The organism is Xanthomonas sp. F4, assembly GCF_011761895.1.
Genome location: NZ_JAASQX010000001.1, coordinates 899,070 through 923,504, shown reverse-complemented (window position 1 = coordinate 923,504; position 24,435 = coordinate 899,070). Strand labels below are relative to the sequence as shown.

19 protein-coding genes are annotated in these 24,435 nt (G+C 68.7%); 4 read left to right on the top strand and 15 right to left on the bottom strand.

Features of this window, described 5'->3' with window-relative positions:
* Positions 1-60 precede the first annotated feature (60 nt).
* The 6 genes from FHR66_RS04190 to FHR66_RS04165 form a co-directional block, all read right to left on the bottom strand.
* A complete protein-coding gene (locus FHR66_RS04190; RefSeq protein WP_167087381.1) occupies positions 61-1,656 on the bottom strand; it encodes an alkaline phosphatase D family protein in 1,596 nt (531 codons plus the stop codon).
* A 10-nt stretch (positions 1,657-1,666) separates the two neighbouring features.
* Complete coding sequence (locus FHR66_RS04185) at positions 1,667-4,603, bottom strand: TonB-dependent receptor (protein WP_167087379.1); 2,937 nt, start codon at positions 4,601-4,603, stop codon at positions 1,667-1,669.
* Between the two features lie 137 nt (positions 4,604-4,740).
* Complete coding sequence (locus FHR66_RS04180) at positions 4,741-5,781, bottom strand: FecR domain-containing protein (RefSeq protein ID WP_167087377.1); 1,041 nt, start codon at positions 5,779-5,781, stop codon at positions 4,741-4,743.
* Positions 5,778-6,293 (bottom strand): RNA polymerase sigma factor, encoded by a 516-nt coding sequence (locus FHR66_RS04175; RefSeq protein ID WP_167087375.1) that lies wholly within the window; start codon positions 6,291-6,293, stop codon positions 5,778-5,780. Before FHR66_RS04175 ends, FHR66_RS04180 begins: the two co-directional genes overlap by 4 nt.
* Before the next feature lie 161 nt (positions 6,294-6,454).
* Positions 6,455-6,970 carry a hypothetical protein gene (locus FHR66_RS04170; protein WP_167087373.1) on the bottom strand — a complete coding sequence of 172 codons (516 nt, stop codon included), beginning with the start codon at positions 6,968-6,970 and terminating at the stop codon, positions 6,455-6,457.
* On the bottom strand, positions 6,970-8,118 hold the full coding sequence (locus FHR66_RS04165; RefSeq protein ID WP_167087371.1) for a hypothetical protein: 1,149 nt from the start codon (positions 8,116-8,118) through the stop codon (positions 6,970-6,972). Before FHR66_RS04165 ends, FHR66_RS04170 begins: the two co-directional genes overlap by 1 nt.
* Positions 8,119-8,437: 319 nt before the next feature.
* On the opposite strand from FHR66_RS04165, the gene FHR66_RS04160 reads away from it, so the two are divergent.
* Together FHR66_RS04160 and mutS are read left to right on the top strand one after the other, a co-directional pair.
* Positions 8,438-9,886 (top strand): sensor domain-containing diguanylate cyclase, encoded by a 1,449-nt coding sequence (locus tag FHR66_RS04160; protein ID WP_167087369.1) that lies wholly within the window; start codon positions 8,438-8,440, stop codon positions 9,884-9,886.
* A 286-nt stretch (positions 9,887-10,172) separates the two neighbouring features.
* On the top strand, positions 10,173-12,764 hold the full coding sequence (gene mutS / locus FHR66_RS04155) for a DNA mismatch repair protein MutS (protein ID WP_167087367.1): 2,592 nt from the start codon (positions 10,173-10,175) through the stop codon (positions 12,762-12,764).
* Positions 12,765-12,987: 223 nt separating this feature from the next.
* Here mutS and FHR66_RS04150 read toward each other — a convergent pair whose 3' ends face one another.
* Both FHR66_RS04150 and FHR66_RS04145 read right to left on the bottom strand, forming a co-directional pair.
* Positions 12,988-13,647 (bottom strand): glutathione S-transferase family protein, encoded by a 660-nt coding sequence (locus FHR66_RS04150; RefSeq protein WP_167087365.1) that lies wholly within the window; start codon positions 13,645-13,647, stop codon positions 12,988-12,990.
* 57 nt (positions 13,648-13,704) lie between these two features.
* Entirely contained in the window at positions 13,705-14,400 is a 696-nt protein-coding gene (locus FHR66_RS04145; protein WP_167087363.1) for a helix-turn-helix transcriptional regulator, read from the bottom strand.
* Positions 14,401-14,658: 258 nt separating this feature from the next.
* On the opposite strand from FHR66_RS04145, the gene katG reads away from it, so the two are divergent.
* Positions 14,659-16,908 (top strand): catalase/peroxidase HPI, encoded by a 2,250-nt coding sequence (gene katG / locus FHR66_RS04140; protein WP_167087361.1) that lies wholly within the window; start codon positions 14,659-14,661, stop codon positions 16,906-16,908.
* Between the two features lie 425 nt (positions 16,909-17,333).
* On the opposite strand, the gene FHR66_RS04135 is transcribed toward katG, so the two are convergent.
* Positions 17,334-17,741 (bottom strand): RNA-binding S4 domain-containing protein, encoded by a 408-nt coding sequence (locus FHR66_RS04135; RefSeq protein WP_043091529.1) that lies wholly within the window; start codon positions 17,739-17,741, stop codon positions 17,334-17,336.
* 544 nt (positions 17,742-18,285) lie between these two features.
* Between FHR66_RS04135 and FHR66_RS04130 the strand changes: the two genes are divergently transcribed.
* Positions 18,286-19,746, top strand: a complete 1,461-nt coding sequence (locus FHR66_RS04130) for an MATE family efflux transporter (RefSeq protein WP_167087358.1) — start codon at positions 18,286-18,288, stop codon at positions 19,744-19,746.
* 300 nt (positions 19,747-20,046) lie between these two features.
* On the opposite strand, the gene rplS is transcribed toward FHR66_RS04130, so the two are convergent.
* The 6 genes from rplS to FHR66_RS04100 form a co-directional block, all read right to left on the bottom strand.
* On the bottom strand, positions 20,047-20,463 hold the full coding sequence (gene rplS, locus FHR66_RS04125) for a 50S ribosomal protein L19 (RefSeq protein WP_010342237.1): 417 nt from the start codon (positions 20,461-20,463) through the stop codon (positions 20,047-20,049).
* 131 nt (positions 20,464-20,594) lie between these two features.
* Positions 20,595-21,377: a tRNA (guanosine(37)-N1)-methyltransferase TrmD gene (gene trmD / locus FHR66_RS04120; RefSeq protein WP_160964416.1), complete on the bottom strand. Its 783-nt coding sequence runs from the start codon at positions 21,375-21,377 to the stop codon at positions 20,595-20,597.
* Between the two features lie 73 nt (positions 21,378-21,450).
* On the bottom strand, positions 21,451-21,963 hold the full coding sequence (gene rimM, locus FHR66_RS04115) for a ribosome maturation factor RimM (protein ID WP_160964415.1): 513 nt from the start codon (positions 21,961-21,963) through the stop codon (positions 21,451-21,453).
* 43 nt (positions 21,964-22,006) lie between these two features.
* The gene (rpsP, locus tag FHR66_RS04110; protein WP_160964414.1) at positions 22,007-22,267 is read right to left on the bottom strand and encodes a 30S ribosomal protein S16; all 261 of its coding nucleotides are present in this window, start codon (positions 22,265-22,267) and stop codon (positions 22,007-22,009) included.
* 146 nt (positions 22,268-22,413) lie between these two features.
* Entirely contained in the window at positions 22,414-23,214 is an 801-nt protein-coding gene (locus tag FHR66_RS04105) for an aminotransferase class IV (RefSeq protein WP_160964413.1), read from the bottom strand.
* Entirely contained in the window at positions 23,211-24,275 is a 1,065-nt protein-coding gene (locus tag FHR66_RS04100; RefSeq protein WP_160964429.1) for an NAD(P)H-dependent flavin oxidoreductase, read from the bottom strand. Before FHR66_RS04100 ends, FHR66_RS04105 begins: the two co-directional genes overlap by 4 nt.
* Between the last annotated feature and the right edge of the window lie 160 nt (positions 24,276-24,435).

The following is a 24,435-nucleotide window of genomic DNA, read 5'->3' as shown; positions in this document are numbered from 1 at the left end:
GACGACGAAGCACACGCCGGCAAGCAGGTGCCGCTGCCGGCGCTACGCAGGTGCTGCGCCTCAGGCCTCCTGCAAGCCGGGCTTGCCGTGGGCGATGGCGTAGCGCCGCCAGCTCTGCAGCGTTCCGTTCGGCCGCATCACCTGATCCAGCGTCTTCATGTCGCCGATCCACGCGTCGCGGCGCACGTCGCACAGCAGATAGCCGCGCTTGTCGGTACTGGCCTTCAGGTGCGGACTGTGTCGCAGCATGTTTTCGGCCACCGCATCCTCGCCGAGGCCATCGGAGCCGGAGGTGATCGAGGTGGCCAGCAGCTCACTGGACACGATGCCGGAATCGGCCTCGTCCTGCACCAGGTCGCTGGCGAAATGGCGGTGCGCGTCGCCGCAGGTGGTGACCACGTTACCGAAGCCGACCCGCTGGATGTGGTCGAGCAGGCGCCGGCGGCTGGCCAGATAGCCCGACCATTGGTCGTCGGAATACACCACCTCGCCGTTCTTCTCGATCGCGTAGTTGCCCAGCGCGACCTGATGGGCAATGGTGTGCCAGCGCGGCGCCTTGTCGGCCAGGCCGTCGAACAGCCACTGCTCCTGCGCCTCGCCCATGATGCTGCGCGCCGGCGACTGCACCTGGTCGCGCTGCGTCATGTCGACCTGCTTGCTGCGGTACTGGCGGGTATCGAGCAGATGCAGGTCCATCAAGGTGCCGTAGCGGGCGCGCCGGTACAACTGCATGTGGCCGTCGCGCGGAAACGCGGTGCGGCGCAACGGCATGTTCTCGTAATACGCCTGGAACGCCTGCGCGCGCCGCAACAGGAACACCTCGCTGGGGGTGTCGTCCTGGTCTTCGGCGCCGGCCCAGTTGTTGTCCACTTCGTGGTCGTCGAAGGTCACGAACCACGGCGCGGCGGCATGCGCCGCCTGCAGGTCGGCATCGGACTTGTACTGCGCATAGCGGCGTCGGTAGTCGTCCAGCGTGTAGATCTCCGGACCGACATGATTGCGCAGGTTGGTGAACGGACGGCCGTTCATCGTGCGCGGGCCGGGCCGCGCGGCGCCTTCGTAGATGTAGTCGCCGTAGTGGAAGACGAAATCCAGCGGCTCCTCGGCAATGCACCGCCATGCGGTGTAGTGGCCTTCCTCGTAGTGCTGGCAGCCGGCAACGGCGAAACGCACCCGCTCCACCTTGGCGGTGGCCGCCGGCAGCGTGCAGGTGCGGCCGACCGGGCTGGCGTGATCGCCGATCCTGAAGCGATACCAGTACGGCCGGCCCGGCGACAGGCCGTCCAGTTCGACGTGCAGCGCATGGCCCAGTTCCGGATGCGCCAGCGACGATCCGCGTCGCACCAGCGTGGCGAATCCCTCGTCGGCCGCCACCTCCCAGTCGACCACCATCGGCCGCGTCGGCATCCCGCCGCCGTACACCAACGGCTCGGTCGCCAGCCGCGTCCACAGCACCACGCCCTCCGGCGAGGGGTCGCCGGAGGCCACGCCCAGGGTGAACGGCGTGGTCGCGAACCGCGGCGAGGCAAGCAGGTTGCGGGGGAGCAAGGTCTTGGCATCGGTCTGCGTGGCCAGCGCGGAGGCGGTCTGCATCCAGGCGCCGAACGCGGAAAGGCCGGACAGGGCGAGAAAACGCCTGCGATTGAAGGTACTCATGGCGATCGCCTCAGTTGTAGATCACATGGAAGTAGAAGAAACGGCCGTAGTCGTCGATCTCGGTGCGGAAGCGTCCGTTCGGGCCGGTGCTGTAGGTCGGCTGCGTGTTGAACAGGTTCTTGGCCTCGTACTTGAGCGTCACGTGCTTGCCGATCCTGTGGCTGAAGGCCAGGTTGAAGGTCATGTACGGGTCGTAGTACGAATCCAGCCACTGCGTATCGCCGAAGTCGACTAGCATGCGGCTGCGGTAGGTGCCGGAAAAGCGCAGTTGCGCGCTGTGCCAGGGCATGCGCCAGATCAGCGAGCCGTTCAACGACCAGTCCGGCTGGTACAGCAGGCGGTCCAGGCGGCGCTGGCTGCCGTCGGTGATGGTGTAGTTGGTCCGCCCTTGCAGGCGGGTAGCGTTGAAATACATGTCCAGGTGCTGATTGCCCCAGCGCAGGTTGCGGTTGGCGACGGACAACTCGATGCCGCGCAGGGTGGACTGGTCGGTATTCATCGGCTGGGTCACCCGATAGCGGACGTCGCCGATGGTCTCGTAGGTGGTCAGGGTATAGATGTCGTCCTGGATGACCTTGTCGAACAGCGCCACCGACACCAGGCCGTTGTTGCCGTTGAAGTACAGATCCCAGGCCAGGTCGAGGTTGGTGGCGCGGCGCGGCTTGAGGCCGGCGTTGCCCTGCTGGATGGTGCAGAAGTTCCCGCCCTGCCCATCGTCGCCGCAGTTGGTCTGGGTCGCCTGGGCGATGTTGCTCGGCGTCGGCCGGCCCAGCGTGCGGCTGGCCGACGCGCGCAGGCGCTGGTCGTCGCTGAGCTTGAAGGTGGCGTTCAGCGATGGCAGCACATTGGCGTAGCCGCCCGTGTTCTTGCGCAGATCGGCGCTGTAGGTGGCGCCGCCGTCGGCGCTGAAGGGGCTATACGCGTCGAAGCGCGTGTGGTCGTAGCGCAGGCCGCCGATCAGCAGCAGCCGCTCCCACGCATAATGCGCCGAGACGTAGGCATTGCCGATGTCCTCGACGTACCGATAGTCGCTGGTGAGGTTGGCGTTCGGGTAGGCGGCGTTGTTGTTGCCCAGCGTCGGCAGCAGCTGCTCGGTCCACAGGCGGTTGTCGATCAGCGGAAAGCCCGGCACGCTGCCGACCAGGGTCGCGCCGGGATACAGATAGCGATTGAGCGTGGCGCTGGTCTTGTAGTAGGTGAAGTCGATGTTCTGCCAGATGTCCAGGCGGCGGTACTCGGCGCCGGTGGCCAGGCCGAAGCCACGCGCGTCGGCGTCGATGTTGTGGGTGAAATCCACGCGCACATCGTCGATGCTTTCCTGCGCGTCGCGCGGAGAGATGTAGGCCTGCGCCGGATTGAGCTTGAACGCCGAGGTGGTCAGCAGGCTCGGATCGGACACGCCGACCGCGTTCGGAAAACCGTTGCCGTCGTTGGCGTAGTCGACGAACAGCCTGCTCGGATATGCGCGCACGCCCCAGTACACCTGGGTGTTGTCGAACGTCTCTTCGGTATGACCGGCGCGCAGGCTGAGCCGCGAGCGCTCGCCCACGTCCCAGTCGAACACGGCGATGGCGCCGCGGTTGCTGCGATCCCAGCGGTCGTGCCGGTTCTTGATGTAGATGCTGTTGATCTGGGTGGTGCCGCCGTCCTCGCTGGCGTTGCGGATCGGGAACTTCGGATTGGAGTACAGGTCGGTCTTGTTCATCGTGGAGTTCTCGTAGAACCGGTACGAGTACAGCAGCAACGAGGCGTAGAACGGATCCTGCGACGGCTTCCACTCCAGCTTGGCCGACCCACCGAAGTTGGTGATGTAATTGGTATAGGTGCCGGTGCTGAAATTGCCCGGCGCGCGCAGGCCGTTCCAGCCGGCAGCCGCCTCGGGATCGATGGTGCCGTCGGTCAGGTACTTGCCTGCGGCGTCGAAGTAATAGTTCGATTCCACCCAGCGCTTGATGCTGTTGCGCGAGCGTTGCTCGTAGCGCGCCACCGCTACGACCCCGAATTCCTGATCGGCCCCGAACTGGTTGGAGAACACCGCCTTGGCGCTCTTGCCGAAGTGTCCCAGCGTCTTGTGGTCGCCGCCGGCGCTGCGGCCGACGTCGGTTTCGGCGGTGGAGTAGATGCCGGCGAGATCGGCGAAGACGTAGCGGCCCGAGCGATCGAAGGCGCTGCGGCTGACGATGTCGATCACCCCGCCGATGGCATCCGGCGCCTGCTCCGCACTGAAGCTCTTGTAGATGTCGGTGCGGGTGCCGATGTCGCTGGGAATGAGTTGCAGGTTGTTCATGCGCTCGCCCGAGCCGCTGCCGCCCACGCTGGCGATCGCGATCCCGTCGATGGTGGTGTAGTTGAGGTTGGGCTGCACGCCGCGCACGGTCACGTAGCGCGGCTCGCCCGCGTCCTCCACCGCGCTCACCCCCGGCGCGGCCATCAGGCTCTCGGCCAGCGTCTCGTCGCCGTAGCTGTCCATCTCGTCGTAGATCACCGAGTCTTTGATGCCCGGAGATTGCTTCTTCTGCTCGATCACCTCGTGCGCGGCGATCACGTTCACCGCATCCAGCGTCGGTGCGGCGCTTCCCTGCTCCGCGCCCGGTAGCGGCGCGGCCGGCGGCACGTCGCGTGGCGGCGCGGAATCGATCGCGATGACGTTGCCGTCCACCACCGAATAGCGCAGGCCGGTGCCTGCCAGCAGTTCCTCCAGCGCCTGCTTGACCGTCGACCCCGCCGCCACCGCGCCGCCGGTGCGCGGGGAGCCGTTGGGCGAGTACAGGAACTGCACGCCTGACTCACGCGACAGCTGCTGCAGCGCGCGGCTCAGCGGTTGCGCGGCGATCGGCGTGGTGATCTTCGCGGCCAGCGCATCCGGCGTCGCGGTCTGGGCCTGGCCGAGGAAGGCATGGGAGAGGACGATGGCCAGGGCGATCGACAGGGAGAGCGGCTTCCGCATCACGGTTCCTTGAGGGAGAGAGGATGTCGACGCCGCGTCGCGGAACGACAGCGGCTTCTCCTTAAGAAAGAGCGGGCAAGCGCCGGAATGGAGAACGCGGATTCGATGAATTTTTTCTGACAACGTCCGCGGCATGCTCAGCGGCTGGAGACGCGCACCGTGTCGCCATCGCGCTGCACCACCAAGCGCGGGTCGCGCTGCAGGAAGGCTTGCAGCGCCGAGACCCGGTGCGCGTCCAGGCTGCCGGACAGGCGCGCCGATGCAGCCGCCTGGTCCGCGATCACCACCTGTACCGTGTTGTGGCGATTGAACGCCTGCGCGACCTCGTCCAGGCGTTCGTCGAGAAAGGAAATCTTGCGCTGCTGCCAGTCCAGCAGCATCGAGGCCGGCATGCTCAGCGGCCGCACCACGCGGCTGCCGTGATCAATCGCGGCCACCCGACCGGCATCCAGCCGCGCCAGGCAACGCGCATTCGCGCCATTGCTGCAGACCTCCACTGCACCGGACACCACCCCGATCCGGGTGTCCTGCAACCGGCGCGCGACGTCGAACACGGTGCCGATGTCGCGGATGTGCAGCCCGTCGACCTGCACCTGGAAGGGGCGCCGGTCCGCTGCGATGTCGAAGCTGGCCTCCCCGCGCAGCAATTCGGCGCGCCGGGCCAGCCATCCCAGCCGGACGCGCACCACGCTGTCCGCGTTGAGCCGCACCCGGCTGCCATCGGCCAGGGTGAACGCGCGCAGCTGTCCGTGCCCGGCCTGCAACAGCAGTTCCGGCGATTGCAGATGCGCCAGCAGGGCGCCCAGGGCGATCGCCACGCAGGCCGCAGCCGCAATCGCCACCTGCCAGCGTCGGCGCGGACGCCGGACGGCCGGTACGGCATCACGCGGTCCCGTGCCGGAGAACAGCGGCACGACCTTGGCGCGGGGCGGATGCGCGGCGACGGCGGCTTGGCCGGCCGCCGCATCCTGCTGCCGCCGCGGGCTCATGGCCTCGCCCACTTCGCGATGCAGGCGCGAGGCGCGCAGGTATTCGCGCACATGTTCGGGCGAACGCTGCATCCACTCCAGGAACGCCAGACGCTCGGGCTCGCCCAATGGCGCCTCGCGATGACGCAGGAACCAGGCCGCCGCCTGCTCGGCCACGGTGCCGTCCATGGTGGGTGGCGGTTGGTTCATGCCTCACCCCGGATGCGCAACCTCGCCCTGCACGCCTGCAGTCCCCTGCCGATGTGCTTGCGCACCATGTGCACGGACACGTCCATCCGCGCGCTGATCTGCTGGCACTCCAGTCCGTCGCGATAGTGCAGTTCCATCATCTGGCGGGTGGCCGGCGGCAGTTGCGCGATGGTGTTGCGGATGTCGCTCCAACGCTGCCGGCGTTCGAACTCGCCCTCCACGTCCTCTTCGCTTTCGAGCACTTCGGCCAGCAGCTCGACATCCTCCAGCGGCGGCAGCGCAGCGCGCGAGCGCGCATGTTCGCGCGCCAGGTTGGCCGCCACGGTATAGAGATAGGCTTCCGGGTTGGCGACGGCTTCGGCGTTCTCGCCGGTGCTGCGCAACAGGCGCAGATAGACCTCCTGCGCAAGATCCTCGACGTCCTCGGCATGCGAGCCGCGGCGCAGGAAGAAGCCACGCAGCAGGCGCCCCCGCAGCGCATAGCTCTTTTCCCATACCCTCGCGCCACTCACGACCGCTCCAACCGCGTCCAGAGATGGAAACAGGTGATCTTCCGGGGAGAAGATGACGCCACGATTTCATCGCCAGGCCGGGCCCCGTATGACCTGGAATCCGTATGCGATGCAAGCCTCTGCCATCGCTCGGGGTTCGACGAGGCGGCGTTCGCTGTTTGTCAGGGTCCGGCGGTAGCTGGGGTGCGGCAACTGGCGTTGAGTCGCGCAACGAGTTGCATACGCGCGTCGCCGACCGCGGCGCCCAGAATCCCCATTGCATCGGACGTGGATGAGTTCCAGTTGACTCTGGCCGACTGCCCGCGCACGACGAACGCCGAGGCGCCGTGGGGCCGAATCTCGAATGCCGCCACCCCGGTGACGGTTGCGGGCAAGGCGCTCAGATAGAGCTTCTGAATGCTGATCGTCACCGATGACGCGTCCGCATCGCGCGACCAGCCTACCGATCCCAGCGCCTCACGGACGCTGGCAGCGATGTCAGGGAAGGCATACGTGCGCTTACCAAGCATTCCCACCTCCGTGGTCGATCGCGCATCGACGATCTGACCCAGCCGGTAGGGGCAGCGCAGACCGGAATCGACCGTCGTCGGCAGATGCAGCACCTCCGCGCGCTCCATGCGGGCTGCGCATGCGCATAGCGACAGCAGCAGGCTGAGCGAAGCGGCGATGCGGATCATCAGGGATGGGCCGCTTGGCCTTGAGGAATCGGTTGATCCTTCGGCCTGTATGTTTCCCAGAAGGTCTTGCGCTTGCCCGGCTCCGTGGATACGGACGTCTCTGCAGGCGCCTGCACTGGGTGGGCAGGTGTGTCGACGGCGGCAGACGCGCCCACGCTCGGAACCGGTTCGCTGTGCGACGCGGCGGCGACCTGCACGATGGACGTGTCAGCGCCCGACGGAGTCGGCGCGACTGCCTGGGATGCGGCTGCTTCGACAGCAACCGCCTGGTTCGGCACGGCCACCGGCAGCGTTGCCGGCTGATAGTCGGAACGCAACCACTGGTACCCGGTGATGGCCTGAAAGCGCGTGTTGCCAGCACGCACCCACACCACGTCCCCTTCGCGCCGCTCGATGCGGCCGGACACGCTACGTCCGGCAATGTCCGATTCCCCCTTGATCTTCTGGTCCCATTGCTGGCGACCTTCTGCAGAAAAGTCGTAGACCATCATGGCAACGGCCTGGTCGATCGATTGATCGATCAGCCCGCCCATCCGCGCTGCTCCCAGATCGAGCCAAGGCCTGCTTTCGCCTGGGGCGGGCAACTGGAAACTGGAGCGAACAGCATAAGGACGCGAGAACAGGAACCTGGTCTTGACCGTTCCGTTCTTTATCTGGCGATCTTCGATCGTCACATTGAGCAGAACATAGGCCGTGCCCATCGCATCGCCCATGGCGTACCGCGGCCTGATGACCAAGACATGCTTCGGCATGCCATCCAGATCCTGCCGTGCCTCCCAAGGCGCATGAACGACCGTGATCACAGGGCGATCGGCGATTCCCGAGCCAGGCAGCCGGCGTTGCAGGGACCGCATCAACGGCGTTTCGAAATCGTAGCCGACCATCATGTTGCGCAACGGCAGCACGGTAGCTTCGGCATTCTTGTTCTTCGCGTTCTGCACGGCAGTTCCGATCAGGGCACCGACCAGCCCGAACTGCATCCCCATCTCCATCGCGGTTGACGAGACATCGATCGCCAGTTCCTGCTGGGTGAGTTGCACCTCGACCGGCATGTCGGACGCCAATGGCAACGGCAACGCATTGTCGCGGGCCATCGAAGACGCACAGAAAACGCTCAGCCCTAAGGCCAAGCACAGTCGCTTGAACATCATTATCCCCCTGAGTCGGCACCGGCCAGCCGGCGGCGTGCCCGCCAGCCTCCCCGATTCGGCAGTCTAGCCACGCCACCTGGGTTGAGTAAAGGCGAGCGATCGCGCACCTCGATGCCCAGCATCCCGTGACAGGCAATGGCGGCGACGGTCGGCGCATGGGTGCGATCAAGTCATGGGCGCTATCAAGAACAGGCGCGACGCGCCGACAACATACGAATGGACCGACCGCTGGCGCATTCCACAATAATGTCGACGTCTGCCTCGTAACGATCGCGACACCATTACTATTTCAGCACTTTAGCAACGGGTCGCCGGCATGGCCGCGGTACGCTCAACCCCGGACGGAACGATGGGCATGCTGGGCCGGTATCTCTTCTATTTTTTCGCCTGCGCGCTGATCAACTATCTCGCGCTGCTGGAACAGAGCGCAGTTGGCCTGATCTTCTTCTGGCCCGGCAATGCCCTGGGCGCGCTGCTCGCGCTGCATTGGCGCAGCCGCGACCGCCGCGGGGCTCCCTTGCGGCATGGCGCATTCTTGCTGCTGTTCTTTGCCGGCCATTATGCGACCTCGCTGCTGGTGCCGCAGCCGATGACGCCGCAGCAGCAATTCTGGGCATGTCTGTTCGATACGCTGCATGTCGCCTCCTACGGTATTGCGATGCGGCTCGTGGTGCGGCACCGGCACTGGTTCGCGCCCTACCGTCGCACCGCCCTGCTGATCGCGCCGGTGCTTCTGTCGGTCCTTGCCTCGGGAGCGTGCGTCGGGCTGCTTCTCAACCGCCTGGTTCCCCTCGGCACGACCGGTTTCGTCGTCATCGACTGGATCAGCGAACAGTTCCTCACCTGCCTGGTGGTCACCCTGATCTTCCATGGCGGCGTGCGGAGCAACTGGAGCGCCGAACGGCGGCGCCACGACCGCCCCGCGGTCCTGCTGATCGCCGCGCTGGTGCTGGCGCAACTCATGCTGACCTTCAGCCCCTGGCTGACGATCACCTCGATCGCCGCCATTCCTGCCCTCGTCGCACTGGCACGGTTCGACTTCAAGGGCACCGTGCTGGTGACCGGACTGTGCATGACCCTGCCGACGCTGTCGCGCGTGCACTTCTACGTGGTCACCAACAACTACCAGAAGAGCGCCAACTTCTACCAGGAGATTTTCGCGCACCGGATCGAATTCGCCATCGTGGCGATCCTGGTGGTGTTCATGGCGGAACTGCTGGGTCAGAAGCACCGCCTGCTGGTGAAGACCACCTACCAGGCCGAGACCGATCGCCTGACCCGCCTGTACAACCGCGCCTTCATGGTCAAGGCCATCGATCGACTGCCGCCGGGGAGCAGGCTCGGACTCGCGGTCCTGGATATCGACGATTTCAAGAAGATCAACGACACCTACGGCCATGCCGTCGGCGATCGCATCCTGCTGATGGTATCGGCGGTCCTGCAACGCAGCGCGCACGCCACCGGCATCGCGGCGCGCTGGGGCGGCGAGGAGTTCCTGATCGCGCTACCCGACATCTCGATGGACGACTTCCTCATCGCCTGCGACCGCCTGGTCGCCGATGTCCGCAGCCAGCCGGACGAGCGCAGCAGCGGCCTCCCGCAAGTGACCATCAGCCTCGGCGGTGTCCACATCGAGCGCTTCGAGCGCGCCGCCTTCGAACACGCGTTCTCCGCCGCCGATGCACAGCTGTACCAGGCCAAGCGCGAGGGCAAGGACCGCGCCCGCTTGCTGCGCATGCAGCAGGTGCCTGCTCTCGGCGGCTGAACCGGCAGCACGCACGGCACGACCCGTCGCCCGTCCTGCTCTACGCGCGGTCGCCGCGCATGCAGCGGCTCACATGGGCCGCCAATCGGCGCGACGGCTCCATCGCCCATGCCCACGGCGCCCCGATCGCACGGCGCCGGCGCTCCGGCCTCGCGACCCACCCGACCAGCCGCAACCCCAATCCACTAAACTTGCCTCCCCCACGGGCGGCCCGCCGCCCCATGCCCTGTCGCACCGGCGGCGCGCGCCATGCGCCCGCCGCCCCGCACGTCCGCACGAAGGCGCCATGACCTCCGAGAAAGTCCCCGAACACACCCCGCTCATGAAGCAGTTCTTCGCCGCCAAGTCCGAGTACCCGGACCTGCTGCTGTTTTTCCGCATGGGCGATTTCTACGAACTGTTCTACGACGACGCGCGCAAGGCCGCGCGGCTGCTGGACATCACCCTGACCCAGCGCGGCAGTTCCGGCGGCGCGCCGATTCCGATGGCCGGGGTGCCGGTGCATGCCTACGAGGGCTATCTGGCGCGGCTGGTGGCGCTGGGCGAGTCGGTGGCGATCTGCGAGCAGATCGGCGATCCGGCGCTGGCCAAGGGCCTGGTCGAGCGCAAGGTGGTGCGCATCGTCACCCCGGGCACGGTGACCGACGAGGCCTTGCTGGACGAGCGCCGCGATACCTTGCTGATGGCCATCGCGCGCACCAAGCAGGGCTACGGCCTGGCCTGGGCCGACCTGGCCGGCGGCCGGTTCCTGGTCAACGAGGTGGACAGCGAGGACGCGCTGGAAGCCGAACTGGCGCGACTGGAGCCGGCCGAGCTGCTGGTGCCCGACGAGGACCAATGGCCGGAATTCCTGCGCGAGCGCCGCGGCGTGCGCCGCCGTCCGCCTTGGCTGTTCGACGCCGACAGCGGCCGCCGGCAGTTGCTGGCGTTCTTCCAGCTGCACGATCTGAGCGGCTTCGGCATCGACGACAAGCCGCGCGCCACCGCCGCCGCTGGCGCCCTGCTCGGCTACGTGGAGGAAACCCAGAAGCAACGCCTGCCGCACCTGACCGCGATCGCGATGGAGACCGCCAGCGAGGCGATCGCGATGAACGCGGCCACGCGCCGTCATCTTGAATTGGACACGCGCGTCGACGGCGACACCCGCAACACCCTGCTCGGCGTGCTCGACAGCACGGTCACGCCGATGGGCGGGCGCCTGCTGCGGCGCTGGCTGCACCGTCCGCTGCGCCTGCGCGAGGTGCTGGTGCAGCGTCACCACGCGGTCGGCACGTTGATCGACCGCGGCGCCGATGCCGACCTGCGCGAGGCGTTCCGCGCGCTCGGCGACGTCGAGCGCATCCTCACCCGCGTCGCCCTGCGCTCGGCGCGTCCGCGCGACTTCTCCACCCTGCGCGACGGCCTGGGCCTGCTGCCGAAGGTGCGCGCGATCCTGGCGCCGCTGGATTCGCCGCGGCTGGCGGCACTGGCGGCGGAGCTGGGCCAGCACGACGAGATCGCGCACCTGCTGGCGTCGGCGATCGCCGAACAGCCGCCGCTCAAGCTCAGCGACGGCGGCGTCATCGCCGCCGACTACGACGCCGAGCTGGACGAACTGCGCCGGCTCAGCACCAACGCCGACCAGTTCCTGATCGATCTGGAAGCGCGCGAGCGCGCCAGCAGCGGCATCGCCACGCTGAAGGTCGGCTACAACCGCGTGCACGGCTACTACATCGAGATCAGCAAGGGCCAGGCCGACAAGGCGCCGGTGCACTACAGCCGGCGCCAGACCCTGACCAACGCCGAGCGCTACATCACCGAGGAACTGAAGAACTTCGAGGACAAGGTGCTGTCGGCGCGCGAGCGTGCGCTGTCGCGCGAGAAGCTGCTCTACGAAGGCCTGCTCGACACGCTGGGCGAGCGCCTGGAGCCGCTCAAGCGTGCCGCCGCCGCGCTCAGCGAACTGGACGTGCTGGCCGGCTTCGCCGAACGCGCGCAGGCGCTGGACTGGACCCAGCCGGAGCTGGACAGCGGTGCCTGCCTGCGCATCGAACGCGGCCGCCACCCGGTGGTGGAAGCGGTGCGCGAGCAACCGTTCGAACCGAACGATCTGGATCTGCACCCCGACCGACGCATGCTGGTGATCACCGGCCCGAACATGGGCGGTAAATCGACCTACATGCGCCAGAACGCGTTGATCGTGCTGCTCGCGCACATCGGCAGCTATGTGCCGGCGCGGCGCGCGGTGATCGGCCCGATCGACCGCATCCTCACCCGCATCGGCGCCGGCGACGACCTGGCCCGCGGCCAGTCCACCTTCATGGTCGAAATGGCCGAGACCAGCTACATCCTGCACCACGCCACCGCGCAGTCGCTGGTGCTGATGGACGAGATCGGCCGCGGCACTTCCACCTACGACGGCCTGGCCCTGGCCGATGCGGTGGCGCGCCATCTCGCCCACCACAACCGCTGCTACACGCTGTTCGCCACGCACTATTTCGAGCTGACCGCATTGGCCGACGAATCGGTCGAAGGCGGCCCCAGCGGCATCGCCAACGTGCACCTGGACGCGGTCGAGCACGGCGACCGCCTGGTGTTCATGCACGCGGTCAAGGACGGTCCGGCCAACCGCAGCTTCGGCCTGCAGGTCGCGGCGCTGGCCGGCCTGCCCAAGACCACGGTGGCGCAGGCGCGGCGGCGCCTGGCGGAGCTGGAGCAACGCGGCGGCGAGAGCCATGCCTCGCAGATGGCGCCGCAGGCCCTGGACGCGCCGCAGCAGTTCGGCCTGTTCGCGGCCACGCCCTCCGCGGCACAGGAAGCGCTGGCCGCGCTGGATCCGGACGAACTCACGCCCAAGCAGGCGCTGGAAGCGCTGTACCGGCTCAAGTCGCTGCTGTAGGGCGGCGTACGATTTAGCCCCTCTCCCATCGGGAGAGGGGTTGGGGTGAGGGTACGGGGCGCGCAGCGCCTGCACTGATCTGGCAATGCGAGGCTGCGCCCCGCACCCTCATCCGCCCCTGCGGGGCACCTTCTCCCGGAGGGAGAAGGAAAGCGCCGAGCCCCTCTCCCACCGGGAGAGGGGTTGCCGCACGGCACCCCCAACCGCGGTGGTCCACCTTCCGCTAGGCGGTCGCCGGCACAGCGCTCGGGCGCCGCATGAACGGGTTCGGATGCGCGGCCACCAACGCATCGTCGATGGCCGCAGCACGCTGCGCCGCCGGCCGTGCCATGTGCCGCTGCACGAAGGCGACGAACGCCGGCCGCGCCTGCAGCACGCCGATGCGCGTGTAGAAGCCGAGGAACGCGGCGGCATACAGGTCGGCCGCACTGAAGCGGTCGCCGGCCAGGTGCTCGCGACCGGCGACGCCCTGCTCCAGCATGTCCAGCAGATCCTCGCCATGGCCGTAGCCCGCACTGTGCGCCGGCGCCAGGGTGCCGTGCTGCCTGGCGGTGAGAAACGCCTCGGCCGGCCCGGCCAGCAGGAACAGCCAGCGGTAGTACTCGCCCCGCGCCGGCGATCCCAGCGGCGGCGCCAGTTGCCGCTCCGGCACCAGGTCGGCCAGGTAGGCGCAGATCGCCGCGTTCTCGGTGACGGTGGTGGTGCCGTGGACCAGCGCCGGCACCTTGCCCATCGGGTTGATCGCCAGATAGTCGGGCGACTTCATGCCGGTGCCGTAGTCGAGGATCTGCGCGCGGTACGCCAGGCCGGTTTCTTCGAGCATCCAGCGCGCGATGCGACCGCGCGACATGGGGTGGGTGTAGAGCACAAGATCGTGGGACATGGTCGGACTCCGTGGTGGACGCCACGCAGTCTGCGCGCGCCCTGCTGACACCTGCTGTCAGGAGCCGACGCCGTGTCCGGTGGCGGCGCGCCAGCGCCGGATCAGCAGATGCCGCCGCGTCGGGTAGCGTTCGCCGTCGTCGTGCAGCGCCAGCACCCGGTCGGCGCGGAAATGACGGAAGTCGCCGCGCAGTTCGCACCACGCCGCAATCATGCCGAAGCCGCCCAGGAAGGCCATCGCGAACGGCCAGATGCGCCGTTGCGAGGCGACGCCGCCGGCATCGGCGTAGTCCATGTGCAGCACGTGCTCCAGGCGGATGCCGCGGCGCAGGACCGGCAGCCACGGCGCCGCCGGCTGCGCGGGCGGGGCCGCGGGCACCAGCAACCCGCTGGTCTCCAGCGCCAGCCGCAACGGCGCCGGCAATGACGCCCCGATCCGGGTGATGGCGCGCTGCGCCGCCTGCGCCAGTTCCGGATCGGCCTGGCTCGCCACCCAGCGCGCGCCCAGGGTCAACGCCTCCAGCTCGTCCTCGCTGAAGTTCAGCTCCGGCAGCAGGAAGCCCGGGCGCAGCACGTAGCCCACGCCCGGGTCGCCGAGGATGTCGGCGCCCTGCCCGCGCAGGCTGGCGATGTCGCGGTACAGCGTGCGCAGGCTCACCCCCAGGTCGGCGGCGAGCTGCGCCCCGGCCACGGGCCGGCGGCGCCCGCGCAGGGCGTCGAGCAGGCGCAGCAGACGGGTGGCGCGTTGGGTCATCGCGACAGGATAACGAGCGCAGCCGGCGGCCGGCATGGCGCGCACTGGTCGGGCCCAGTGCTACACACCCGATATTTCCGCGACCACGCATCGCCATCGAATGGAACGATAGTCAATAACTATCGATTGATTAGAAGAATTCGAATTCTATATATCGCCGCTTACGCCTATCGTGTCTCCAGTTTCACCGTATCGCCGCCGTATGATCGCGGCGCCGAGCCACCCCATCTCGTCCACCAAGAGCCAAGGCAGCCTCCCATGACCAGCGAATCGAAATGCCCGTTCCACCAGGCTGCCAGCGGCAGCGGCACCAGCAATCGCGACTGGTGGCCCAAGCAGTTGCGCGTGGACCTGCTCAACCAGCATTCGGCCCGCTCCAACCCGCTGGACCCGCAGTTCGATTACGCCAAGGCGTTCCAGCAACTCGATCTGGAAGCGCTCAAGCGCGACCTGCACGCGCTGATGACCGACTCGCAGGACTGGTGGCCGGCCGATTTCGGCCACTACGGCCCGCTGTTCGTGCGCATGGCCTGGCATAGCGCCGGCACCTACCGCACCGGCGACGGCCGCGGCGGCGGCGGCCGCGGGCAGCAGCGCTTCGCCCCGCTCAACAGCTGGCCGGACAACGTCAGCCTGGACAAGGCGCGGCGCCTGCTGTGGCCGATCAAGCAGAAGTACGGCCAGGCCATCTCCTGGGCCGACCTGCTGATCCTTACCGGCAACGTCGCGCTGGAATCGATGGGCTTCAAGACCTTCGGCTTCGCCGGCGGCCGCGCTGATACCTGGGAGCCGGATCAGGACGTGTACTGGGGCCGCGAGACCAAATGGCTCGGCGGCGACGACCGCTATGCGCACGGCTCGCCGGGCGTGGACGAAGCGCACGGCGTGCTGGTGAAGGACGACGACAGCGAAGTGCGCCACACCCGCGACCTGGAGAACCCGCTGGCCGCAGTGCAGATGGGCCTGATCTACGTCAATCCGGAAGGTCCCGACGGCAATCCCGACCCGCTGCTGGCAGCCAAGGACATTCGCGACACCTTCGGCCGCATGGCCATGAACGACGAAGAGACCGTGGCGCTGATCGCCGGCGGCCACACCTTCGGCAAGACCCACGGCGCCGGCCCGGCCGACCACGTCGGTGCCGAGCCGGAAGCGGCCGACCTGGAAAGCCAGGGCCTGGGCTGGTCCAACAGCTTCGGCAGCGGCAAGGGCGGCGACACCATCACCAGCGGCCTGGAAGTCACCTGGACCACCAAGCCGGCACAGTGGACCAACGAGTTCTTCGAGCACCTGTTCAAGTTCGACTGGGAACTGAGCAAGAGCCCGGCCGGCGCCCACCAATGGGTGGCCAAGAACGCCGAGGCGGTGATTCCGGACGCGCACGATCCATCGAAGAAGCACCTGCCGACCATGCTCACCACCGACTTGGCGCTGCGCTTCGACCCGGCCTACGAGAAGATCTCGCGCCGCTTCCTGGAGAACCCGCAGCAGTTCGCCGACGCCTTCGCCCGCGCCTGGTTCAAGCTAACCCACCGCGACATGGGCCCGCGCGCGCGCTATCTCGGCCCGGACGTGCCGGCCGAAGAACTGCTGTGGCAGGATCCGATCCCGGCCGTGGACCATCCGCTGGTCGACGCGCAGGACGTCGCCGCGCTCAAGAAGACCTTGCTCGACTCCGGGCTGAGCGTGGCGCAACTGGTGTCCACCGCCTGGGCGTCGGCGTCCACCTTCCGCGGTTCGGACATGCGCGGCGGCGCCAATGGCGCGCGTATCCGCCTGGCCCCGCAGAAGGATTGGGAGGTCAACCAGCCGGCGCAACTGGCACAGGTGCTGGCCACGCTGGAGCGCATCCAGGCGCAGTTCAACGGCGCGCAGAGCGGCGGCAAGAAGATCTCGCTGGCCGACCTGATCGTGCTCGGCGGCGCCGCCGCGGTGGAACAGGCGGCCAAGCTGGCCGGGCAGACCGTCGAGGTGCCGTTCGTGCCGGGTCGCATGGATGCCTCGCAGGAACAGACCGACGTGGAATCGTTCGCGGTGCTGGAACCGATCGCCGACGGCTTCCGCAACTATGCCAAGCGCCGTTACGCGCTGTCGGCCGAAGCGCTGCTGATCGACAAGGCACAGTTGCTGACCCTGACCGCGCCGGAGATGGCCGTGCTGGTCGGCGGCCTGCGCGTGCTCGGCGCCACCAGTGGTCAGTCCGCGCATGGCGTGTTCACCGATCGCCCGGGCGTGCTCAGCAACGACTTCTTCGCCAACCTGCTGGACATGGGCACCGAGTGGAAGGCGACCTCGGAGATGAAGGACGTCTACGAAGGCCGCGACCGCAAGAACGGCGCCGTGAAGTGGACCGGCACCCGCGCCGATCTGGTGTTCGGTTCCAACTCGGTGCTGCGCGCGGTGGCCGAGGTCTACGCCAGCGCCGACGCGCAGAAAAAGTTCGTGCGCGACTTCGTGGCCGCCTGGACGAAGGTGATGCAGCTGGACCGCTTCGACCTGGCTGCCTGAAGACCGTAGCGCACGCCACGACAACGCCCCGCTCGCCGGGGCGTTGTCGTGCGTGTGGATGGCAACCGCCATGCGCCGAACGTGTGGCAGAGACGACAGGATGGTCGCGCGACGTCTCAGCGCGACGCGGCTGAAGCCGCTCCGACAGCCAAGCCGACCAGGCCGAGCGCAACCTCTCGGTGTGGCAGGGACTTCGGTCCCGACTGCTGGACGGGCCAGGCAATCTCCCGCCTTCGGTCGTCGCCACTGAAGTCGCTCGCACAGGACGCGCCGACCGCCGTAGGAGCGGCGTCAGCCGCCACTAGCAGCACCGAACGCGTGGCCGCATCCATCGACGCGAGCAGCCTGCAGGTCCACAGCCCGTCCGCTGGCCGCGATCGATACCGCGCCGTCGTGCCAATCGCGCGACGACGCACCGCGCTCGGCTACAGCGCGTCCAGATCCCCCAGCGCGCGGATCAGCCGCCGCGCACGCTTGTCCGGCTTGCCCTCCGGCGCCTGGTAGCCGTTGCGCTCGGCACTGCGTTGCGCGCGCAACTGCGCACGGCGTTCGCGCGAGGCCTCGCTCTCCTGGTACAGCGTCTGCGCCACGCTGGCCGGGCCGCGCGTATCGCTCAGCCCCAGCACCTGGATCTCGAACACCTCGTCGCCGCGCTGCACGCGCACCTGCTCGCCCACGCGCACCGCGCGCGAAGATTTCGGCCGCTGCCCGGCCACGTCCACCTTGCCGGTTTCCACCGCCTGCTTGGCCAGGCTGCGGGTCTTGAAGAAGCGCGCGGCCCACAGCCAGACATCCAGGCGCACCGCGGCAGCTTGCACGACAGATTCATTCATTGCGTTGCTCGACATCCACTTGCGTTGGAGGTTGCAGGCAGCCAAAGGCGATGCCGGAACGGAAACACCGCGCCGGCCGGAAACATGGGCCGGCGCGCATGTCTCCCCGCACAAATGGCGATGCCATCGCTTCAATACAAGCACCGCGCCCGCCAGGACCCGCCCCTCCAGGATGAATGGGTTGGCAGGGAAGAATGGGGCGATGGGTAGCAACCGGCCACGATGCGGACGCGCCCGGGCGCGGCTTGCCCAGGTCGTTCGTCACGGGCCGGTACGCGCATCGATCCACGCCCACACCAAGGCGCGCATGATGCGATCTGTGCCGAACGCGCGCCCATCCTCGCCGCAGGCACGCGACCGCGCGACTCGGGTAGGACAGCCCGCCGCACGCGACGGCACAGGCCGCACGCCGCGCGGCAGCGCAGGCCCGCACCATGCACGACTATCACGCGAACGCGCCAGACCACGACGCCCAACCGCCCATCGCCCCCACCGCCATCCGTCGGTGCTAGTGTGGCCGGCTCACGCTCGATCCCGACCCGCGATGCCCAAGCCCGCCGTGCTCACCGAAGGCCCGATCGGCCGCCAGTTGCTGCTGTTCTCGCTGCCGATCATGGCCGGCAACATCGCGCAATCGCTCAACGGCTCGGTCAATGCCGTGTGGATCGGCCGCTATCTCGGCGAAGCCGCGCTCACCGCCGCGGCCAACGCCAACAGCATCATGTTCTTCCTGATCGGCTCGGTGTTCGGCATCGGCATGGCCTCCACCATCCTGATCGGCCAGGCGATGGGCCGCAGCGACGTGGCCCAGGCGCGGCGGGTGATGGGCACCAGCGCCACCTTCTTCATCGGCATCTCGGTGCTGATCGCCGCCAGCGGCTGGTGGCTGGCGCGGCACCTGCTGGCGGCGATGGGCACGCCGGCGGCGTCGCTGCCGCTGGCCGAGGCCTACCTGCGGGTGATCTTCCTGGCGATGCCGCTGCTGTACACGTTCGCGTTCCTGTCGGCGGCGCTGCGCGGCACCGGCGATTCGCGCACGCCGTTCCGCTTCCTGCTGCTGTCGGTGGTGCTGGACATCGGTTTCAATCCGCTGCTGCTGTTCGGGCTGGGGCCGTTCCCCAAGTTGGGCATCGCCGGTGCGGCCTGGGCCACGCTGATCGCGCAGGCGGTGGCGCTGACCGGCTTGCTGCTGTACCTGCGCCACAAGCGCCACGTGCTGTGGCTGGGCCGCCGCGACGCGCGGCTGTTCCGGCTCGACCTGCCGATCCTGCGTGCGCTGATCGTCAAGGGCGTGCCGATGGGCCTGCAGATGGTGCTGATCTCCCTGGCGATGATCGTGATGATCGCGCTGGTCAACGGCTACGGTACCGCCACCTCCGCGGCCTACGGCGCGGCGCTGCAACTATGGGCCTATCTGCAGATGCCGGCGATGGCGATCGGCGCGGCCTGCTCGTCGATGGCCGCGCAGAACGTCGGCGCGCAGCGCTGGGACCGGGTGGCGGCGACCGCGCGCAAGGGCGTGCTGTTCAACTTCCTGCTGACCGGCGCGCTGATCGCGCCGCTGATCCTGTTCGATCGCTGGACCCTGGCGCTGTTCCTGCCGCCGCACAGCGCGGCGCTGGAGATCGCGCGCCATCTCAACCACATCGCGGTGTGGTCGTTCCTGTTCTTCGGCGTCACTTTCGTGATTTCCGGCGTGGTCCGCGCCACCGGCGCGGTGATCCCGCCGTTGCTGATCCTGGCGCTGTCGCTGTGGGGCATCCGCGTGCCGTTCGCGCAGTTGCTACAGCCGCAACTGGGCGTGGATGCGGTGTGGTGGAGTTTCCCGACCAGCGCCACCTGCGCGATGCTGCTGTCGCTGGCGTATTACCGCTGGGGCAACTGGCGCAAGGCGCGCATGCTGGCGCCCTCGCCGCCGGAGACGGTGGCGCATCCGGCGGAAGTGCCGGCGCAGCCGCCGGCACCGGTCGCCGACGTGGCGGTCGCCCAGGACCCGGCGCGCTGAGTGCCTGGCGGCGGCAATGCCTTGCGGCCGAATCCTCCGCCACTTGTAGGAGCGGCTTCAGCCGCGACCAGCCCGCCGACCATCATCGAGACGCAGGCAGGCGCTCGGCGGCGAGCGATTCTGGGAATGCCCGGTCGCGGCTGAAGCCGCTCCTACGAGGGCGTCCCGCGCGTGCGTCGGTTAAACAACAGCGTCGCGAATCATCGCACCGCAGGCCACGTCGCACACCCAGCCCATTCCACAAACGCAAACGGCCGCCCGAAGGCGGCCGTTGCGGCAGCGACCAAAGGTCGCCGGGGATTACTCGGCCTTGGCGGCGGCAGCAGCGGCCTGGCGCGCGACCTTGGCCTGCGCAGCGGCGGCCAGGTCTTCCTTGATGCGGGCAGCCTTGCCTTCCAGACCACGCAGGTAGTACAGCTTGCCGGCGCGGACCTTACCGCGGCGCTTCACTTCGACCGAGTCGATGGTGGCGCTGTGGGTCTGGAACACGCGCTCGACGCCGTAGCCGTGCGAGATCTTGCGCACAGTGAACGAGGAGTTCAGGCCGGCGTTCTTGGTGCCGATCACCACGCCTTCGTAGGCCTGCACGCGCTCGCGGTTGCCTTCCTTCACCTTGACGTTGACGACGACGGTGTCGCCCTGGTTGAACTCCGGCAGCTTGCGCTGGATCTGGGCGGCTTCGAAGTCGGCCAGGATGGTCTTGTTGAGCTTGCTCATGGTGGGCACCGCTTGTGTCTGGTGAGGTGGTCCGGCAGTCGCCGCACGGCGATTGCACGATATCGGATGGGCCAAGCACGGAACGCACTGGCCGGAAAGCCGGGCATTTTAACCCAGCCCGGCGGCCATGGCTAGGGCCTGGGTGGATTTTCCTGTTCGGCGGCCACGGCCGCTTCCCGTTCCTGGCGAAATTCCTGCAGCAGCCGCCGGTCGGCCACGCTCAGCGCTGCCTCGTCCAGCAGCTCCGGGCGCCGCAGCCAGGTGCGTCCCAGCGCCTGCATGCGCCGCCAGCGGGCGATCGCGGCGTGGTTGCCGGAACGCAGCACCGCCGGCACCTCGCCCAGCGCGTGCTCGCGCGGGTGCGTGTAGTGCGGGCAGTCGAGCAGACCGTCCGGGCCTTCGAAACTGTCCTGGGCCGCGGACTCGGCATCGTTCAGCGCCCCCTCCTGCAGCCGGGTCACCGCATCCACCAGCACCGCGGCGGCCAGTTCGCCGCCGGACAGCACGTAGTCGCCGATCGAGATTTCCTCGTCCACCGCGGCGGCGACGAAGCGCTCGTCCACGCCCTCGTAGCGCCCGCACAGCAGCAGCAGCCGCGGCAGCGCGGCCAATTCGCGGGCCTTGGCCTGGGTCAGCGGCCGCCCCTGCGGGCTCAGGTAGATCAGCGGCGCCGGCTGCGGATCGGCGTCGCGCACCGCCCGCAGGCAGGCCTGCAGTGGCTCGATCATCATCACCATGCCCGGACCGCCGCCGAACGGGCGGTCGTCGACCTTGCGGTAGCCGCCCGTGGCGTAGTCGCGCGGGTTCCAACCATGCAGGTCCAGCAGCGCGCGCTCCTGCGCGCGCCCGACCACGCCGAACCCGGCGCACTGGGCGACGAACTCGGGGAACAGGCTGATGACGTCGATGCGCATGGGGCGGGGATTGGGGAGTCGGGATTGGGGATTCGGCAAAGCGACAGCGGGGCCGGCGTGCGGCCGGCATCGCTCAGAACTCGGGGTCCCAGTCGACCACGACCAGGTTGGCCTCGAAATCCACCGACTTGACGTAGTCCGGTTGCACGAACGGCACCAGCCGTTCGCGGTCGCCACGCACCACCATCACGTCATTGGCACCGGTGGAAAACAGGTGCGATACCTGCCCCAGCGCCACGCCGTCGACGGTGCGCACGTCCAGACCTTCCAGGTCCACCCAGTAGTACTCGTCCGGGCGCGGCGGCGGCAGGCTGCTGCGCGCCACGTAGATCTCGGTCCCGCGCAGCGCCTCGACCGCGTCACGGTCGGTGACCTCGGGCAGTGTGGCGATCAGGTACTTGCCGGACTCGCGGCCGCGCACGCCGTTGAGGCTGCTTTCGCTGCCGTCGGGCTTGCGCACGATCCAGGGCTGATAACGGAAAATGGCGAGGCGCGGCTCGGTCCAGGACTCGAGCTTCGCCTCGCCACGAATGCCGAACGCGCCGAGGACCCGACCAAGCAGGATGCGGCGCTGGCTGTCTTTCATCGGAGCAAACGCAAGGGCCGCGCGCGGGGCGCGGCCCGCAGGATCAGGCCGCGACGGCCTGGGCCTTGGTGGCTTCCTTGTACAGGTTGCGCACCTTGTCGGTCAGCTGCGCGCCATTGGACACCCAATGGTCGACGCGGGCCAGGTCCAGCACCACGCGCGGCTCGGCGCCCTGGGCAACCGGGTTGTAGTAACCCAGGCGCTCGATGTTGCGGCCGTCGCGCGCGCTGCGCACGTCGGACACGATGATGTGATAGAAGGGGCGCTTCTTGGCGCCGCCACGGGTAAGGCGGATCTTGACCATGGTGAGTTTCCGGTGTTGCCCAGTCGCCAGGATGGCGCGGTGAACCGACGATTATAGCCACCGTCCCCGCCGCTGCCAAGTCGTTGCCGCTGATGCGGCAAGGGAATTGGGGATTTGGGATTGGGGATTCGCCAAAGCGGCGCCGCTCAGATTGCCTGCCAGGGCTGGGGGCTTAGCGCTTGTTCCAGTAACGCCAGCAGTTCCTCGGCCGGGCGCAGCGTGCGCCCGTCCACCGCCGCGACCGCCTGTTGCCCGCGGGCATTGCAGGTGAAGGCGGCCACGTCCGCGCCGAGTTCGTGGAGCGACAGCGGCCGCACGGCCTGCGCCACGCCCAGCGCGGCGAGCCCGGCCTGCAGCAACCGCTCCTGGGTGCCGCGCAGTGCCGGCGCCTGCGGCCAGTGCAGGCAGGCCCCGTCCCACAGTCCCAGGTTCCAGGTCGGCCCCTCGGCCACCTGCCCCTGCGAGTCCACGAAAAGCGCATCGTCGCTGCCCGCCTGCAGCGCCAGGCGGCGCTGGTGGAATGCGCCGAAGGTGCCGACATGCTTGAACTGCGGCGCCTCGCGCGCGAACACGACGCTGCGCAGGCGCAGCGGCGCCAGATCGGCCTGCGCAGGCGCCGCCAGCGACACGAGCAGTTCCACCGCGCAGTCGGCATCGGCCCGGCGCAGCGAGAAACCCGGCGCGAACACGGTGACGCGCAGCGAGGCGTCGCCACTGCCGAACGTGACCAGCGCCGCACGCAGCGCGTCGCGCACGCGCGCAGCCGGCAAGTCGCTGCCGAACAGCGCCGCGTTGGCCTGCTGCAGCCGCTGCAGATGCAGATCGAACCCGCGCACGGCGCCGTCGCGGACCTGCATGGTGCTGAAATGCCCGTAGTTCACCAGCGCGGCCGCGGCCAGCAGTTCTGCGCCCGCAGGCTGCCCGTGGTGGAAGACCTGCGCGCTCACGGCAGGTCCTGCGCCTGCGCCCACCAGCGTGCCAGCAGGTCCGCGGCAGGCGCGGCCGGCGCCATCCATGCCGACTGCCCCGCCCAGGCCTGCATCGTCGCCAGGTGGTCGTCGCGCTGCGCGGCCTGGCGCATCGGCGCGGTCAGCCCGCGCTGCACCGGGTACGGCCGCGGCGGCGGCGCCTCCGGCGCGGCGGCCGCGCGCACGTAGTCGGTGACCAGCGCCCGGCCGAGGCGGCCCGAGAAGGCGCGGGTCAGCGCGGTCTGCTCGGGTTCGGCCTGGGCCAGCGCGGCCGCCCAGGCCGGCGCCAGTGCTGCCTCGGGGCTGCGCAGCAAGGCGGTGCCGATCTGTACCGCACTCGCACCCAGGGCCAGCGCGGCGGCGATGCCGCGCCCGTCGCCGATGCCGCCTGCGGCGATCACCGGGATCTGCAGATGATCGACCAGCCGCGGCAGCAGGGCGAACAGCCCGGTCGCCTGCCGCTCGGCGCTGCCGGCCTCGAACGCACCGCGATGGCCGCCAGCCTCGGCGCCCTGCGCGACCACCGCATCGGCGCCGGCGGCCTGCGCGGCCAGCGCCTCGTCCAGGGTCGTGGCGCAGGCGAACCAGGCGATTCCGGCCTGCTGCAGGCGCTGCACCTGGTCCGGCCGGAACAGGCCCATGATCGACGAGGCCACCGCCGGCCGCGCCGCCAGCAGGGCCTCGAACTGGGCGTCGAAATCGGCCGGCGCCGCATCGCCGGCGGCCGCCTCGACCGGCGGCCCCCAGGCGCCGAGAAAAGCACGCACCTCGGCCTCGGCGGCGGCATCGCGCGCGGGCGGCGGATCCGGCACCCACAGATTGATCTGCGCCGGCCCGCCGCCAGCGGCGCGGAATGCGTCCATCCACGTCACGATGTCCTGCGGCGCGGACAGCACCGCGCCCATCGCGCCCATGCCCCCGGCCGCGGCGACCGCGGCCGACAGCGGCACGGGGCAGGCACCGGCCATCGGGCTGAGCAGGATCGGCAGGCGCAGGCCGAAGCGCTGCCGGAAGGCCTCCACACGTGCCAAGCGCTGCATCATGAGTTCTCCGCGAATCCGGGAACCGCCATGGTAGCCGCGCCGCATCCAGGCCACCGTGCAGCGGACAGGGCTGCGCTCACGGGCAGCGGCAGCGGTCGTCGCAAGGCGCCCCCTTCAAACAACGCGAAAATCCAATCCCTTAGCTTGCGGTCAGCGC

Bases quoted from the DNA above. Each gene is read 5' to 3' on its own strand.
- FHR66_RS04190 (WP_167087381.1), bottom strand. From the start codon at position 1,656: ATGAGTACCTTCAATCGCAGGCGTTTTCTCGCCCTGTCCGGCCTTTCC.
- FHR66_RS04185 (WP_167087379.1), bottom strand. From the start codon at position 4,603: ATGCGGAAGCCGCTCTCCCTGTCGATCGCCCTGGCCATCGTCCTCTCC.
- FHR66_RS04180 (WP_167087377.1), bottom strand. From the start codon at position 5,781: ATGAACCAACCGCCACCCACCATGGACGGCACCGTGGCCGAGCAGGCG.
- FHR66_RS04170 (WP_167087373.1), bottom strand. From the start codon at position 6,970: ATGATCCGCATCGCCGCTTCGCTCAGCCTGCTGCTGTCGCTATGCGCA.
- FHR66_RS04165 (WP_167087371.1), bottom strand. From the start codon at position 8,118: ATGTTCAAGCGACTGTGCTTGGCCTTAGGGCTGAGCGTTTTCTGTGCG.
- FHR66_RS04160 (WP_167087369.1), top strand. From the start codon at position 8,438: ATGGCCGCGGTACGCTCAACCCCGGACGGAACGATGGGCATGCTGGGC.
- mutS (WP_167087367.1), top strand. From the start codon at position 10,173: ATGACCTCCGAGAAAGTCCCCGAACACACCCCGCTCATGAAGCAGTTC.
- FHR66_RS04150 (WP_167087365.1), bottom strand. From the start codon at position 13,647: ATGTCCCACGATCTTGTGCTCTACACCCACCCCATGTCGCGCGGTCGC.
- FHR66_RS04145 (WP_167087363.1), bottom strand. From the start codon at position 14,400: ATGACCCAACGCGCCACCCGTCTGCTGCGCCTGCTCGACGCCCTGCGC.
- katG (WP_167087361.1), top strand. From the start codon at position 14,659: ATGACCAGCGAATCGAAATGCCCGTTCCACCAGGCTGCCAGCGGCAGC.
- FHR66_RS04135 (WP_043091529.1), bottom strand. From the start codon at position 17,741: ATGAATGAATCTGTCGTGCAAGCTGCCGCGGTGCGCCTGGATGTCTGG.
- FHR66_RS04130 (WP_167087358.1), top strand. From the start codon at position 18,286: ATGCCCAAGCCCGCCGTGCTCACCGAAGGCCCGATCGGCCGCCAGTTG.
- rplS (WP_010342237.1), bottom strand. From the start codon at position 20,463: ATGAGCAAGCTCAACAAGACCATCCTGGCCGACTTCGAAGCCGCCCAG.
- trmD (WP_160964416.1), bottom strand. From the start codon at position 21,377: ATGCGCATCGACGTCATCAGCCTGTTCCCCGAGTTCGTCGCCCAGTGC.
- rimM (WP_160964415.1), bottom strand. From the start codon at position 21,963: ATGAAAGACAGCCAGCGCCGCATCCTGCTTGGTCGGGTCCTCGGCGCG.
- rpsP (WP_160964414.1), bottom strand. From the start codon at position 22,267: ATGGTCAAGATCCGCCTTACCCGTGGCGGCGCCAAGAAGCGCCCCTTC.
- FHR66_RS04100 (WP_160964429.1), bottom strand. From the start codon at position 24,275: ATGCAGCGCTTGGCACGTGTGGAGGCCTTCCGGCAGCGCTTCGGCCTG.